General features: G+C 60.8%; 14 protein-coding genes. 5 read left to right on the forward strand and 9 right to left on the reverse strand.

The features are described from left to right. Positions 1–13: 13 nt before the first annotated feature. From flgK to HU759_RS21785, 7 genes are all read right to left on the reverse strand, one after another. Positions 14–2,059: a flagellar hook-associated protein FlgK gene (flgK, locus tag HU759_RS21755; RefSeq protein ID WP_170040627.1), complete on the reverse strand. Its 2,046-nt coding sequence runs from the start codon at positions 2,057–2,059 to the stop codon at positions 14–16. A gap of 10 nt (positions 2,060–2,069) precedes the next feature. Beyond that, entirely contained in the window at positions 2,070–3,341 is a 1,272-nt protein-coding gene (gene flgJ, locus HU759_RS21760) for a flagellar assembly peptidoglycan hydrolase FlgJ (protein ID WP_170040626.1), read from the reverse strand. A 4-nt stretch (positions 3,342–3,345) separates the two neighbouring features. After that, the gene (locus HU759_RS21765) at positions 3,346–4,434 is read right to left on the reverse strand and encodes a flagellar basal body P-ring protein FlgI (RefSeq protein ID WP_225933067.1); all 1,089 of its coding nucleotides are present in this window, start codon (positions 4,432–4,434) and stop codon (positions 3,346–3,348) included. Between the two features lie 27 nt (positions 4,435–4,461). After that, the gene (gene flgH / locus HU759_RS21770; protein WP_017134923.1) at positions 4,462–5,157 is read right to left on the reverse strand and encodes a flagellar basal body L-ring protein FlgH; all 696 of its coding nucleotides are present in this window, start codon (positions 5,155–5,157) and stop codon (positions 4,462–4,464) included. A 53-nt stretch (positions 5,158–5,210) separates the two neighbouring features. Continuing rightward, entirely contained in the window at positions 5,211–5,996 is a 786-nt protein-coding gene (gene flgG, locus HU759_RS21775; RefSeq protein ID WP_170040625.1) for a flagellar basal-body rod protein FlgG, read from the reverse strand. Positions 5,997–6,063: 67 nt separating this feature from the next. Next, the gene (locus HU759_RS21780; protein WP_017134921.1) at positions 6,064–6,804 is read right to left on the reverse strand and encodes a flagellar basal body rod protein FlgF; all 741 of its coding nucleotides are present in this window, start codon (positions 6,802–6,804) and stop codon (positions 6,064–6,066) included. 306 nt (positions 6,805–7,110) lie between these two features. Further along, a complete protein-coding gene (locus HU759_RS21785) occupies positions 7,111–8,676 on the reverse strand; it encodes a sigma-54-dependent phenylalanine hydroxylase transcriptional regulator PhhR (protein WP_017134920.1) in 1,566 nt (521 codons plus the stop codon). A 257-nt stretch (positions 8,677–8,933) separates the two neighbouring features. Here HU759_RS21785 and phhA point away from each other — a divergent pair, with 257 nt between their 5' ends. From phhA to HU759_RS21800, 3 genes are all read left to right on the forward strand, one after another. Continuing rightward, positions 8,934–9,740, forward strand: coding sequence for a phenylalanine 4-monooxygenase (phhA, locus tag HU759_RS21790; protein ID WP_017134919.1), 807 nt, complete (start codon positions 8,934–8,936; stop codon positions 9,738–9,740). 97 nt (positions 9,741–9,837) lie between these two features. Next, the gene (locus tag HU759_RS21795; protein ID WP_017134918.1) at positions 9,838–10,194 is read left to right on the forward strand and encodes a 4a-hydroxytetrahydrobiopterin dehydratase; all 357 of its coding nucleotides are present in this window, start codon (positions 9,838–9,840) and stop codon (positions 10,192–10,194) included. Further along, a complete protein-coding gene (locus HU759_RS21800; protein ID WP_170040624.1) occupies positions 10,194–11,387 on the forward strand; it encodes an amino acid aminotransferase in 1,194 nt (397 codons plus the stop codon). Before HU759_RS21795 ends, HU759_RS21800 begins: the two co-directional genes overlap by 1 nt. A 130-nt stretch (positions 11,388–11,517) precedes the next feature. On the opposite strand, the gene HU759_RS21805 is transcribed toward HU759_RS21800, so the two are convergent. Then, entirely contained in the window at positions 11,518–12,327 is an 810-nt protein-coding gene (locus tag HU759_RS21805) for a UDP-2,3-diacylglucosamine diphosphatase (protein WP_017134916.1), read from the reverse strand. A 137-nt stretch (positions 12,328–12,464) separates the two neighbouring features. Between HU759_RS21805 and HU759_RS21810 the strand changes: the two genes are divergently transcribed. Together HU759_RS21810 and HU759_RS21815 are read left to right on the forward strand one after the other, a co-directional pair. Next, positions 12,465–13,214, forward strand: a complete 750-nt coding sequence (locus HU759_RS21810) for an AraC family transcriptional regulator (RefSeq protein ID WP_169984830.1) — start codon at positions 12,465–12,467, stop codon at positions 13,212–13,214. Positions 13,215–13,490: 276 nt separating this feature from the next. Continuing rightward, positions 13,491–14,375, forward strand: coding sequence for a DMT family transporter (locus HU759_RS21815; protein ID WP_170040623.1), 885 nt, complete (start codon positions 13,491–13,493; stop codon positions 14,373–14,375). Positions 14,376–14,378: 3 nt separating this feature from the next. On the opposite strand, the gene HU759_RS21820 is transcribed toward HU759_RS21815, so the two are convergent. Further along, complete coding sequence (locus tag HU759_RS21820; RefSeq protein WP_099548866.1) at positions 14,379–14,666, reverse strand: SelT/SelW/SelH family protein; 288 nt, start codon at positions 14,664–14,666, stop codon at positions 14,379–14,381. Between the last annotated feature and the right edge of the window lie 72 nt (positions 14,667–14,738).

Raw genomic sequence — 14,738 nt, forward strand, 5'->3', positions numbered from 1 at the left:
GTCCCAGGCTCCCTTAAAGACTATTGATCAATGTGCTGAAGGTTTCTTGCGCAGCCTTGATGATCTGCGACGACGCGGTGTAGTACTGCTGGAACTTGATCATGTTGCCCGCCTCTTCATCCAGGTTCACCTGGGACACTGAGTTGCGTGCGTCCTGGTTGGCCTTGAGCAACGCACCGGTAGCCGTGGTGTCGGTAATCGCCGACGCCGCCTTGGCCCCCACGGTCGATACCAGTCGGCTGTTGGCCGCCACCAGGCTCACACCGCCGCCGCTGCCGTCCGACAGACCGACTGTGGCTTTGGTCTGCAAGTCCAGCAGCGCTTGAGCATTGCGGTTGTCCGACTTGCCCGAAGCGTTGAAAGAGAACGTGGTGCTGTCGCCATCGGCCGGCGAGCCGCCCACGGTCGTATCAAACTTGAAGCTCTTGGCTGGCGATACCAACGCGCCGTTGGCATCACGCATCGGTACGTTGATGGTGATTTTGTTGCTTTGACCCGGAACGATAGTGCCGCTGCCGATCGGATTTCCCTGAGAATCGTTGAGCGTGTAGGCCTGCGTGCCATCAGCAGCCGGCTTGCCGAATACCATTTTCACCGGCATCGAATGTTCAATCCCGGTACGCAGTTGAGCGGTGTCCGCACCACCGTGAATGTCGATAGGCAAGGTCAGAGTCGGTGGCGTAAAGGTGCCGGTACCTTGATTGGTCTTGCTGCCCTCGCCCAGCAACGGCCCGGCGAATGCAATTTTATTGGCATCCGTCAGGTCTGTGCCGATATTGGTAGCGCCGTTGGCGGTCGGGCTGACTTTGAAACTGTCGCCAGCGCCCACCGGCCCTTTGCCGTCCAAGGCCAGGGTGAACCCGTCAATGACCGGCGGCGGCGTGGTAGTGGTGTCGAATGCGCCCATGGCTTTACCGTCGGAACGCATCACGGTGTAGTTACTGCCACTGGTGAAGGTGACTTTATAGTCGTATGTCGACAGCTTGCTGCTGTCTTTGATGCTCACATTCAGGTTGCCGGAACCGACGCTGTTGCCCGCCGCACCTTGGCTGCGTTGCGCAATGGCCGCCGCGCTGTTGATGTCCTTAAACAGCGACGTGCCGAAGTCACCGTTCAAATCCAGGCCCTGGCCCAATTGACTGTTGACGGTATCGGCAGTGGCAATCGCAATACGCCCCAGGTCGTTGATGGCGGGCATCAACGCATCGCTGCGATAACGCAGCAAGCCGCCAATGCTTCCGCCGCTGAGCACATTACCCAGGTCAATCGCCGTACCGCCGCCAGCGTTGAGCTGGATGGTGTACTGGCTCGGGTCGCTGGCGCTCGGCACCGCAGAAATGGTGTTGGACTGATCACCCAGCACCAGCGACTGGCCGGTGCCGGTGCTGACGCTGAACACGCCGTTCTTCTCGCTGGCAGTGACGCCCACCAATTCATTGAGCGAGCGCACGGCTTCATTACGAGCGTCCAGCAGGTTGGCCGGGGCACTGTTGCTTGACCCCTGGACCTGAGTGATCTGCTTGTTGAGCGAAGCAATCGAGGCAGTCAATTGGTTGACCTGATCACTCATAGTGCTCAACTGGCCGTTGATCGACTCTTTTTGCTGGTTCAACTGGTTGGAGATCGAGTTGAAACGGTTGCTCAGCGTCTGGGCGCTGGTCAACAGCACTTGTCGGGCAGACACGTCGCTCGGGTTGGCCGACGAGGTCTGTACTGCGGCGAAAAACGCACTCAGCACCGAGGACATGCCGGTGGTCTTGTCCGACAGGGTCTTATCAATCGCACTCGCCTGGCTTGAGTAGGCCTTAGCATCGTTATTGAGCGACGTGCTGTTTTGATAGGCCTGATCAAGGAACTCGTTGTAGACCCGGCGCACATCCGCCAGGGTCGTGCCGCTACCGATGAATACGCCGCCATACGGGTTGTTGGCGTTAGCATTCTGGGTGGTCTGCTGGCGCGAGTATCCCGGGGTATTGACGTTGGCAATGTTGTTACTCAAGACCGACAACGAGCCTTGAGCGGCATTGAGTCCTGACATCCCGATACTGAGCAAACTCATGGTTCAGACCTTATAAATGTGTGGTTGCGCCAGCGGCAGCGAAATTCTGGTAACTGTTCATCGTTTTGGCGATCTGCGAAATCTTGCTGGCGTAGTCCGGGTCGGTTGCATATCCGGCTTTTTGCAACTCGCGTACAAACTGTTCCGGGTTGTCGGCTGATTTCACAACTTCTTTATAGCGATCATTGCTTTGCAGCAATGTCACGAGGTCGTGGAAGCTGTCCTGGTAGGAGTTGTAGGAGCGAAATTGCGCCGTTTCCTTGACCATCGACCCATCACGAAACTCGCTGGTGATTGCACGCGCCTGGCCGCCCTGCCAGCTCTGCCCGGCCTTGATGCCGAACAGATTGTGGCTGCTGCTGCCGTCCTCGGCGCGCATCACCGATTTACCCCAGCCGGTTTCCAGCGCGGCCTGGGCCACCAGGTACTTGGGATCCACGCCGATGCGCGCGGCGGCCGCCTTGGCCATCGGCAGCATGGTGGCGACAAATTCATCCTGCGAGCTGAAGGCTTTTTTCGCCGGCGCCAGCGGTGGCTGGGCAATCGCTCGGCCATAAACCTGCATGCGCCCGCTCGGCACGGCAAAGTTGCGCGCGGTGCTGTTGACCACGTTATCGGTGGCGGCGCTGTTACGCAGTGGCGCACTCGCGGCCTGCGTGGCGGGCTGAGTGCTCGGCACGATGCCGGCCAGCAGGCGGTCGGTCAGCTTGCTCGGCAACGCCATGCGGCGCTGGTTCATCAGTTCCATGTCGTTGGTGTGCGCACTGGCGCCTTGCGGCTCTGCAACGCGGTAAGCCCACAACGGCCGCTGGCCATTGGAGCGCCCCAACGGGCCATTAGCCAGGGTGCCGGCGGCGATTTCAGTCGGCACATCAACCTTCTTGGCCTTGACCGGCTCGGCCGCCGCCGGGCCTTGCAAGGTCGAGGACTGCGCCTCGACCGGCTTGTTCTTCTGCATCTGGCGCATCAGCACGTCAGCCAAACCGATACCACCGCCTTCGCGGGACATCGAGACCGCCAACTGCTGGTCGTACATTTCCTGATACTGCTTGGCAGCCGGGGTGTTCAGCGGGTTGTCCTTGCCCAGCGCCTCGGTGGCCGAACGCATGGACTTGAGCATCTCGCTCAGGAACAGCGACTCGAACTCCTGCGCCACTTTGCGCATGTTGCCTTCGCTGTTCTTGTCGGCGCCGACCTTGAGCTGGTTCAGCCGGTTGAGGTCGGAGTAAGACCCCGAATCCGCCGTGCTGGTGAACCCGCTTTTGTGCATATCCATGGCCATGGCCTTAGATCACGATCAGGTCGGCTTGCAAGGCGCCGGCCTGTTTCAAAGCTTCGAGAATCGCCATCAAGTCGCCGGGCGCTGCGCCCACCTGGTTCACCGCGCGGACAATCTCATCCAGGGTAGTTCCGGGGCCGAACTTGAACATCGGCTTGGCTTCTTGCTGGGCATTGACCCGCGAGCGCGGTACCACTGCCGTCTGGCCATTGGACAGCGGCCCGGGCTGGCTGACGATCGGGTCTTCGGTGATGGTCACGGTCAGGCTGCCGTGGGTGACCGCCGCCGGCGAGACCTTGACGTTCTGGCCGATCACGATGGTGCCGGTGCGCGAGTTGATGATGACTTTGGCCACTGCCTGGCCCGGGTCGACTTCAAGGTTTTCCAGGATCGACAGGTAGTCGACACGCTGGCTTGGGTCGAGCGGCGCCGTCACACGGATCGAGCCGCCGTCGATGGCTTGTGCTACGCCAGGGCCGAGCATGTCGTTGATCTTGTCGACCACACGCTTGGCGGTGGTGAAGTCCGAACGGTTGAGGTTCAGGGTCAGGCTGTTGCCCTGGTTGAAACCGCTGGGCACGGTGCGTTCAACCGTGGCGCCGCCAGGAATGCGGCCGGCGGATGGCACGTTCACAGTGATTTTCGAGCCGTCACGGCCCTCGGCGTCAAAACCGCCGACCACCAGGTTGCCCTGGGCAATGGCGTAGACGTTGCCGTCGATACCTTTGAGCGGCGTCATCAGCAAGGTGCCGCCGCGCAGGCTTTTCGAGTTACCGATGGAGGACACGGTGATATCCACCACCTGGCCCGGCTTGGAGAACGCCGGCAAGTCGGCACTGATCGACACGGCCGCGACGTTCTTGAGCTGCACGTTGCCCGACCCAGGCGGCACCTTGATGCCGAACTGCGAGAGCATGTTGTTGAAGGTCTGCAGGGTGAACGGCGTCTGGGTGGTCTGGTCACCCGTACCGTTAAGCCCCACCACCAGCCCGTAGCCGATCAATTGGTTGGAGCGCACGCCGGAAATACTGGCGATGTCTTTCAACCGCTCGGCGTGTGCTCCTGCGCTCAAGGCCAGCAATAACGCGGCAGCCATCAGCTGTTTGAGGTTCAAAATGGCCACCTAGAAAGGGAACAGCGGGCTAAGGAAGAAACGGTCGAACCAGCCCGGCTGACTCGCATCAGCAAACGAACCCGTACCCGAGTAGGTAATGCGTGCATCGGCAATGCGCGTGGACGGCACGGTGTTGTCGGTGGAAATATCATCGGCACGCACCATGCCCGCGATACGCACCAGCTCGTCGCCGGTGTTGAGGGTCATCCACTTTTCACCGCGTACGGCGATGATGCCGTTGGGCAATACATCCGCCACCGTTACGGTGATCGAACCGGTCAGGCTGTTGCCCTGCCCCGCCGCGCTCTTGCCATTAGTGGCACGGTCGCCGCTGTAACCGGCGTTGAGGCTCAGGTCGCCATCGCCCAAAGGGTTATTGGTGGTCAGGCCGCCACCAAACAGCGAGGTCAGGCCGATGCCGGTCTTGCTGGTCTTGCCGATCTGCGAGTTGGCATTCTTGCTGGCCTGGGTCTTCTCGTTCAACGTGATAGTGATGATGTCACCCACACGGAAGGCCTTGCGGTCGCTGTACAGGTTCTGTTCGAAACCGGCCTGGTAAATCGAGCCATTGTTGGCCGCCGCCGGCAACGGCGTGCGCGGCAACACCGGCGCGTAGTACGGGTCATTGGGTTTTGGCGTCGGGGCGACACAGCCCGCGAGCACGGCGATCCCACTCAATGCCAGAACAGAAACATAGCGATTCATGACCCTTACCTCACGGTGTTGCAGGCGCCGCAAAAGGCGCCCCATAGACTTGATTACAGATTCTGCGTTACGAACGAAAGCATCTGGTCGGCGGTGGAAATCACCTTGGAGTTCATCTCGTAGGCGCGTTGGGTGGTGATCATGTTGACCATCTCCTCAACCGTGCTGACGTTGGAGGTTTCCAGGGTTTGCTGCAGGGTGGTACCGAAGCCGTTGAGACCTGGGGTGCCGATTTGCGGCGCGCCGCTGGAGGCTGTTTCCAGGAACAGGTTGTTACCCATGGCCTGCAGGCCGGCCGGGTTGATGAAGTCGGCGGTTTGCAGGTTGCCGATCACTTGCGACGCCGGGTTGCCGGCCACGGTGATAGACAGGGTGCCGTCGGTGCCGACGGTAAAGGTCTTGGCATCGGCTGGAACCACCACAGCCGGCTCCAGCGCGAAGCCGTTGGCGGTGACGATCTGGCCATTGGAGTCGAGGTGAAAAGTACCGTCACGGGTGTAGGAAGTAGTGCCATCCGGCTGCAGGATCTGGAAGAAACCCCGGCCGTTGATGGCCATGTCCAGCGGCTGGTTGGTTTGCTGCAGGTTACCGGCGCTGAAGTTCTTCTGGGTGCCGACGATCTGCACACCGGTACCCAGTTGCAGGCCCGACGGCAGTTCGCTGTCCTGGGTCGACTGGGCGCCTGGCTGGCGCTTGATCTGATAAAGCAAGTCCTGGAACTCGGCGCGATCACGTTTGAAACCCGTGGTCGACACGTTCGCCAAGTTGTTGGAAATGGTGGTCAGGTTGGTGTCCTGCGCGGCCAAACCTGTTTTGGCAACCCATAGAGCCGGAAGCATAGTGTTCTCCTTCGTGCGCCTGTTTGTTGGCGCTGTGCTGCAAAATTAGTCTTCAGTAAACCGGCAATCAGCTCATCGACAGAACGCGGGTCATGGCCTGGTCGTCTTCTTTAGCGCTGTTCATCATCTTGATGTGCAACTCGAACTGCTTGGAGAGCGACAGCACGGCGGTCATTTCTTCCACCGCATTGACGTTGCTCGCCTGCAGGAAACCCGAGGTCAGCCGCACGTTCGCGTCGGCCTGGGCCGGTTTGCCATCCTTGGTATGGATGGCGCCATCCAGGCCCTTGGTCATGTTCTTGAGGTCGGGCTGGACCAGCTTGATGCGGTCCACTTCAGCCATCACGCGCGGGCCTTCGCCCATGGCGCGGATGCTGATGGTGCCGTCGGCGCCCACTTCGATTTTCTGCTCGGGCGGCACGGCAATCGGGCCACCGTTGCCCATCACCGGCATGCCGTTGCCGGCACGCAACACGCCCAACGCATCCACATTCATGCTGGCGCTGCGCACGTAGGCTTCGCCGCCATCCGGGGTTTGCACGGCCATCCAGCCGTCACCGCTGACCGCCACATCGAGGTCGCGACCGGTTTCAATCATGGCGCCCTGGGAGAAGTCGGTGCCCGGCCGTTCGGTCATGGCAAATGCCCGCGCCGGAAAGCTGTCACCGAACACCGGCATCGAACGCGCCTGCTCCAGGTCCCGTTGGAAACCGTTGGTGGAAATGTTCGCCAGATTGTTGGCATGGGCCTTTTGCGCCAGTGCATTCTGGCTGGCGCCGGTCATTGCCACATAAAGGTACTTGTCCACGCTCTATCCTCTTTCTGACGGACGCTTGCCGCCCACCGTTGCTCTGATGAGGCTTAAGCAATTTGCGAACCAACTTTTGAAAATAGATTGAAGTCCATGTACGGCGGGGGTTTGCGGGCAGGCTTAGAGATTAGGTGGCAGGGATAGAGTCGAAAAAACGGCGGACTACTGCCGCCTGCGGCAAGCACCGGTCTTAAGGACGACAAAGATCAACTGTGGGAGCTGGCTTGCCTGCGATAGCGGTGTATCAGCGACACATGAGCCAACTGACCCACCGTCATCGCAGGCAAGCCAGCTCCCACAGGTTTAACCGCGTTCATTCTTCAGAATTTCGTAATCACGCAACTTATTCGCGATCGTGGTGTGCGACACGCCTAGGCGCTTACCCAACTGCCGACTGCTCGGGTGCTCGGCGTACAAAGCCTCCAGCACCGCCTTTTCAAACCGCCCAACGATGTTCTCCAACCCGCCTTCCAGGGAAAAATCCCCAAGGGGCTGGCGCACCCCATAATCCGGCAGGCGAATATGCTCAGCCTTGACCATGCCGCCGTCGCACAACGACACCGCCTGAAACAACACGTTTTCCAACTGCCGCACATTGCCCGGCCAATGGTAGTGACTGAGCCGGTCCATCGCCGCCGGCGCCAGCTTGGGCAGCGGGCAACCAATCTGTCGGCTGGCCTGGTCAAGAAAGTGCTCAACCAGCGGCGCCAGGCCATCCAGGCATTCACGCAGCGGCGGGATATGCAGCGACAGCACGTTGAGCCGGTGATACAGGTCCTGACGGAATTCGCCACGGGCGCAGAGTTCCGACAGGTCCACCTGGGTGGCACAGATCACCCGCACATCGAGGTACACCTCTTCATCACTGCCCACCCGGCGAAAGCAGCCGTCCTGCAAAAAGCGCAGCAATTTCACCTGCAAGCGTGCGCTCATTTCCCCCACGCCATCGAGAAACAACGTACCGCCCGCCGTCAGCTCCAGCAGGCCCAACTTGCCCTCGGCCCGCGCCCCTTCAAATGCGCCGGGGCCGTAGCCGAACAGCTCGGTCTCGGCCATCGACTCCGGCAGGCCCGCGCAATTGAGCGCCATCAAGGGCGATTGCCCGCGCGGACTGGCCAAGTGGCAAGCGCGTGCCAGCAACTCTTTGCCGGTGCCGGTTTCGCCTTCTATTAATAGCGGCGCATCCAGCGGCGCCATGCGCCGGGCTTCGCGCACCACCGCGGCCATGACCCTGGAGCTTTGGAAAATACTGTCGAAGCCGCGCAGCTCTTGCTTGCGCACATTGTAGATACGCTCGCCCACACGGTCGGCACGGTGCAGGGTCAGCACGGCACCGGCCATGGCCTCGCTGTCGTCGTGTTCGGAAGACTGCAGCGGCGCGATGTCCGCCAAAAACACGTCACCCTTGACCTTGACCCGCAAGCCGTTGATGCGCGATTTGCTCGCACGCACCAACTCCGGCAGGTCGAAATCCTCGGCATAACGCGACAGCGGAATGCCCGGCACCTCGTCCACCCGCACCCCGAGCAACTGCGCCGCCGCGCGGTTGGCGGCGACGATGGAGCCGCCCATATCAATCGACAACACCGGAAACTCCAGAGCGCCGAGCAGCGCATTGAGCTCCATATGCCGACGTTCGCTGGGCATCAGCCCTACCCTTTTAACGCCAAATACCCCGGCAATTGCTTCGAATTGCGGGCGCAGCGCCTGGAACTGCATGTTCACAAGGTTGGGGCAAAACAGGTAAATGGCGTTGCCATGTTCACCGCCTACCTCGCCTTTGGCGACGTTGACGCCGTATTCCACCAGCAGGTTGAGAATGTCCCGCAGGATGCCGATACGGTTCTGGCAGTGCACTTTAATACGCATGAAAAAGCCCAAATGGTGGGAAAGCGCCGGGTCTTTTTGCCGCTGGGCGCAGATAGTCGTCAAGATTATGTGACAGCTTGTGACCTTTTCCCAGCCCAAGACAACGAGAGGCCGGCATACCGTAACGAAAACTTTACGAATAACGGTAACTTTTCCTACGCGCAAGCACCGAAGCCCGATGGAATCCGTCGCCTTCCGCGTTATCAATAGGCTCATCGCAGGACATAACAAGAACGAATGCCTAGCAGGAGAGCCGTATGAAGCAGACGCACTACGTGGCCCGCGAGCCCGATGCGCAAGGTTTTATCCACTACCCGCCGGAAGAACACGCGGTGTGGAACACCCTGATCACGCGCCAATTGAAAGTGATCGAGGGGCGCGCCTGCCAGGAATACCTGGACGGCATCGACAAGCTCGGCCTGCCCCTGGACCGCATCCCGCAACTGGGTGAGATCAACAAGGTGTTGGCCGAAACCACCGGCTGGCAAGTTGCCCGCGTCCCCGCACTGATCCCCTTCCAGACCTTCTTTGAATTGCTCGCCAGCAAGCAATTTCCGGTGGCGACCTTTATTCGCACCCGCGAAGAACTGGACTACCTGCAAGAGCCGGATATTTTCCACGAGATCTTTGGCCACTGCCCGCTGCTGACCAACCCATGGTTTGCCGAGTTCACCCACACTTACGGCAAGCTCGGCCTCGCGGCCACCAAAGAGCAACGCGTGTACCTGGCGCGCCTGTACTGGATGACCATCGAATTCGGTTTGGTGGACACGCCGCAAGGTCGACGCATCTACGGTGGCGGCATCTTGTCGTCGCCTAAAGAAAGCGTGTATTGCCTGTCGGATGAACCCGAACACCAGGCCTTCGACCCGCTGGAAGCAATGCGTACGCCGTATCGCATCGACATCCTGCAACCGCTGTACTTCGTACTGCCCGAGCTTAAGCGCCTGTTTGAAGTGGCGCAGGAAGACATCATGGGCATGGTCGAGCGCGGTATGCAGTTGGGTCTGCATGCGCCGCTCTTCACCCCAAAGGCAGTGCCGCCCAAACCCGAAGCTGCTTGAACCTTACATTTTGAGGCCAGGTGAATCTGTTCCCTGGCCTCGCGTTGCTTTAGGGTAACGCCCACTGATCTCAATCTTTCGAATTCAGGACACCCCCATGACCACCTTGAACCAAGCCCACTGCGAAGCCTGCCGCGCCGATGCCCCACAAGTCAGCGACGAAGAGCTGCCGGTACTGATAAAGCAGATTCCCGACTGGAACATCGAAGTACGCGACGGCGTGATGCAGCTGGAAAAGGTTTTCCTGTTCAAGAACTTCAAGTTCGCCCTGGCCTTTACCAACGCCATGGGTGAAATCTCCGAAGCCGAAGGCCATCACCCGGGCCTGCTCACCGAGTGGGGCAAAGTCACCGTGACCTGGTGGAGCCACTCGATCAAAGGCCTGCACCGCAACGACTTCATCATGGCCGCGCGCACCGACGAAGTGGCCAAGGACGCCGAGGGCCGCAAGTAATGCATTTTGATGCCATTGGCCGCGTGCCCGGGGACCCGATCCTCGGGCTGATGGACCTGTATGCTCAGGACGCCAACCCGAACAAGTTCGACCTGGGCGTGGGTGTGTATAAGGACGACCAGGGCCTGACGCCGATTCCGCACTCGGTAAAACTGGCCGAACAGCGCCTGGTGGACACGCAAACCACCAAGACCTATATCGGCGGCCATGGCAATGCGGCCTTCGGTTCGCTGATCAGTGAGCTGGTGCTGGGCGCCGATTCAGCGCTGATTCGCGAACGTCGCGCCGGTGCTACGCAAACCCCTGGCGGCACCGGCGCACTACGCCTGAGTGCCGACTTTATCGCGCAAAACCTGCCCGACCGCGGCGTGTGGCTGAGCAACCCGACCTGGCCGATCCACGAAACCATCTTCGCCAAGGCCGGGCTCAAGGTCAGCCATTACCCGTATGTGGGCGCGGATAACCGCCTGGACGTGGCCGCGATGCTCGCAACACTGGCCACCGTGCCCACAGGCGACGTGGTGTTGTTGCATGCCTGCTGCCATAACCCGACCGGTTTTGACTTGTCCCAGGACGACTGGCGCCAGGTGTTGCACATCGTGCGCGAACGGCAATTGCTGCCATTGATCGACTTCGCCTACCAGGGCTTTGGCGACGGCCTGGAGCAGGACGCCTGGGCGGTACGGTTGTTTGCCGCCGAGCTGCCGGAAGTGCTGGTCACCAGTTCCTGCTCGAAGAACTTCGGCCTGTACAGCGACCGTGTCGGCGCGCTGATCGTGTGCGCGGCAGACGCCGAGAAGCTCACGGACGTGCGCAGCCAACTGGCGAATATCGCGCGCAACCTGTGGTCGACGCCGCCGGATCATGGCGCCGCAGTGGTAGCGACCATCCTGGGCGACGCCGAGCTGAAAAAGCGCTGGAGCGATGAAGTCGAGGCCATGCGTTCACGCATTGCCCAGCTGCGCTCCGGGCTGGTGGAGGCGCTGGCGCCCCACGGGCTGGCCGAGAAGTTTGCGCATATTGGTGCGCAGCGCGGGATGTTTTCCTATACCGGTTTGAGTGCTGAGCAGGTCAAGCAACTGCGCGAGAAGCACAGCGTGTATATGGTCAGTTCGGGGCGGGCGAATGTGGCGGGTATTGACGCGACACGCCTGGCATTACTGGCCGAGGCCATCGCCGACGTCTCGAAGTAACTGAAGAAATCCAATCAAATTGTGGGAGCTGGCTTGCCTGCGATTACGGTGTGTCAGTCACTGAATAAGTTGACTGAACAACCGCCATCGCAGGCAAGCCAGCTCCCACATTTTTGACCGTGCGAACCTTCTAGCCCGCAACCATCTCAGCTTTGAGCAGCGCCTCTTTAGCCTGCGCATCCGCCAACCGATACAACTCGATACTGCCATCCCAGTGCTCGATCAACGCGGTGCACGACTCCACCCAATCCCCGCAATTAAGGTAGTCCACCTCGCCCACCTTGCGAATCTCGGCATGGTGAATATGCCCGCACACCACACCATGCAACTCGCGCTTGGTCACTTCGTGGGCGATCGCCTCTTCGAAATCACTGATAAAACTCACCGCCGTCTTGACCTTGTGTTTCAGGTACGCCGACAGCGACCAGTAGCCATAGCCATACCGCGCACGCCAGTGATTGAGCCAGCGGTTGAGCGTGAGGGTGAACTCATAGGCCGAATCGCCCAGGAACGCCAGCCAACGGTGGTATCGGGTGATCACATCAAATTGATCACCATGAATCACCAGGAGATGGCGGCCATCGGCAGTGACGTGCACGGCCTCGTCCACCAGCTGGATATTGCCCAGGATCAGCTTGGAGTAGCGGCGCAGGAATTCGTCGTGGTTGCCGGTGACGTAGATCACCTCGGTGCCGCGCTTGGCCATGGTCAGCAGGCGGCGGATCACATTAGTATGAGCCTGAGGCCAGTACATGCCGCCGCGCATTTTCCAGCCGTCGATGATATCGCCGACCAGGTAGACCTTGTCGGCGTGGTAGCCCTTGAGGAACTGTGACAGGTGCTCGGCCTGGCAATCCCGGGTGCCCAAGTGCACGTCGGAGATCCACAGGGTACGAACCCGTTGTTTGCGGCTGGGTTTGGCGAACTCGGCACTGGTCATGGGCATCCCTCGACGGTGTTTTCGCGAGCTTGCGCCCAGGCGGTTAATAGCCCATGACAACTGTGCGTCAGTCTGATGACAGCGATCAAAGCCCTTGAAGCGTTGTAGACTGCAGGCCTGCTGCCCAGGAGACCGCGATGAGACCGACCCTCACGCTGCGCCACTACATTGAAGAGCCGCTCGCCCACAGCCATGACCACGCCCAACTGGTGTTCGGGTTGTCGGGGCATCTGGACCTGGAAGTCGATGGCCTGGGCAGCCAGGTGCACGCCAGCAGCGTGATGGTGCTGCCCTTCTCGGCCCACCATGCCTGCGGCAGTCGCGACGGCAGCCGCTGCCTGGTGCTGGATGTGCCCGACGAACATTGGGTGGCGCAGTCCTTGGGCGAGCACGCCGACACCAGTCGCCGCCTGCTCGATCAACCGGCGCGACTGACACTGGACGCCCGGCAAAGCCAGTTGGTGCAATGGCTGGCACACAGCCCGGTGGATGACCCGCTGATCGCCCAGCAAGGCGCGGTGTTGCTGCTGGCCAGTCTCAATCATCCGCTGGCCCAACCGCTACCGGGCAAGCGTTTGCCGTATGCCGCGTTCAATGCGCACATCGAACGCCATGCTGCGCACCCGTTGCAGGTGGCCGATCTGGCGCGTATTGCCGATCTCTCGGTAGCGCGCCTGCATGCGCGCTTTATGGCCGAGTGCGGGCAAACCCCCATGGACTACCTGCGCGGCCGTCGTCTGCACATGGCGCTGAAGCTCCTGCGCGAGACGCCACTGCCCGTTGGCGAAATTGCCGAGCGCGTCGGCTACGCCTCGCAAAGTGCCTTCTCTGCCGCCATGTTGCGTGAGTTTGGCGCCTCACCGGGCACCTTACGCCGCTCATCGTAATCATCAACGCTGACCGCCCAGGCGGCTGATCCCAACCGCGAACACCGTCACTGTGGCGAGCGGGCTTGCCCCGCGTTGGACTGCGCAGCAGTCCCATTTTTGGGGTCGCTTCGCAACCCAACGCAGGGCAAGCCTGCTCGCCACAGGTTATTCGTTGCCTAATGGGATGATTATGATGAGAGGCTGGCGCTAAGATTCGCGAGGTCCGCGACAGACACCGGCGCCCTCGAACCTCTAGACTGCGATTCTGTCACCCCCGTTGTTTCAAGGATCGCAATGACTCCCCGCTCAGCCCTTGGCGCCCTGCATATCGGCGCACTGATGTTTGGCCTCACTGGTGTTTTCGGCAAGCTGGCAGCCGCCTCGCCGGCCATCATCGTGTTTGGTCGCGCCGCCTTTGCCGTAATCGCCCTGGCGATCTTTGCGCGATTTGCCAGCAACACCACCTGGAAAACCCTGGAGATGCGCGACTGGCGTCGCCTCGTGGTCAGTGGCGTGCTGCTGGCGGCGCATTGGGTGACCTTCTTCATTGCCGTCAAAGTCGCCGGGGTGGCCGTCGCCACCCTTGGCTTCACCGCGTTCCCGGCCTTTACCGTGATGCTTGAAGGGCTGATCTTCCGTGAGCGCATTCGCGCCAACGAAGTGTTGCTGGTTGCGCTGGTCACGGTGGGCCTGGTGTTGGTCACGCCAGACTTCGACCTCGCCAGCCAAGCCACGGGCGGCCTGCTGTGGGGGATTCTCTCGGGCCTGTTGTTCTCGCTGCTGTCGCTGAACAACCGCGCCAGCTCCGGGCGCATTCCGGCGGTGCAGGCTGCGCTGTGCCAGAACGTGGTGGTCGCGGCGTGCCTGCTGCCAGTCGCAGCACCGGGCCTGGCGGATGTACGTGCGATTGACTGGCTGTGGATCGGTCTGCTCGGGGTGTTCTGCACCGGCCTGGCCCATAGCTTGTTTGTCGCCAGCCTCGCGGTGATCAAGGCGCGCACCGCGTCCGTGGTGTTCGCCATGGAGCCGGTCTATGGCATCACCGCGGCCTGGCTGCTGTTTGCCGAAACCCCGACCTTGCGCATGCTGCTGGGCGGCGCGCTGATCATTGTCGCCATCGTGCTCTCAGGCTTGATGGGCAGTGCCAGCCAGGCCAAACAGCCGGCAGCCACCGCGTAGCCTTCAGGCTTGGCGGTCGTTGTGCCCCAGGTCGCGCTGCGGGTCGATCTGGTCGCGCACGCGCTGCTTGAGTACCTTGGCCTCTGGAAAGCCGCCGTCGGCCTTGCGCTCCCAAATTTGCACACCGTCGCAGGTGATGCGAAACGCCCCGCCGGTGGCTGGCTCAAGCGCCACACGGCCCAAGTCATCGGCAAATGTACTCAACAATTCCTGGGCCAGCCACGCCGCGCGCAACAGCCATTGGCATTGGGTGCAATAGGTGATGACGATCTCGGGTTTGCTGGCAGACATAATTAGAGAAGTTCCTGACATATCGGGCACGGACGATCGAGTGACTATAATACCGGCCTTTATCGCCCAGCC

Source organism: Pseudomonas sp. OE 28.3, assembly GCF_014268205.2.
GTDB lineage: Bacteria > Pseudomonadota > Gammaproteobacteria > Pseudomonadales > Pseudomonadaceae > Aquipseudomonas > Aquipseudomonas edaphica.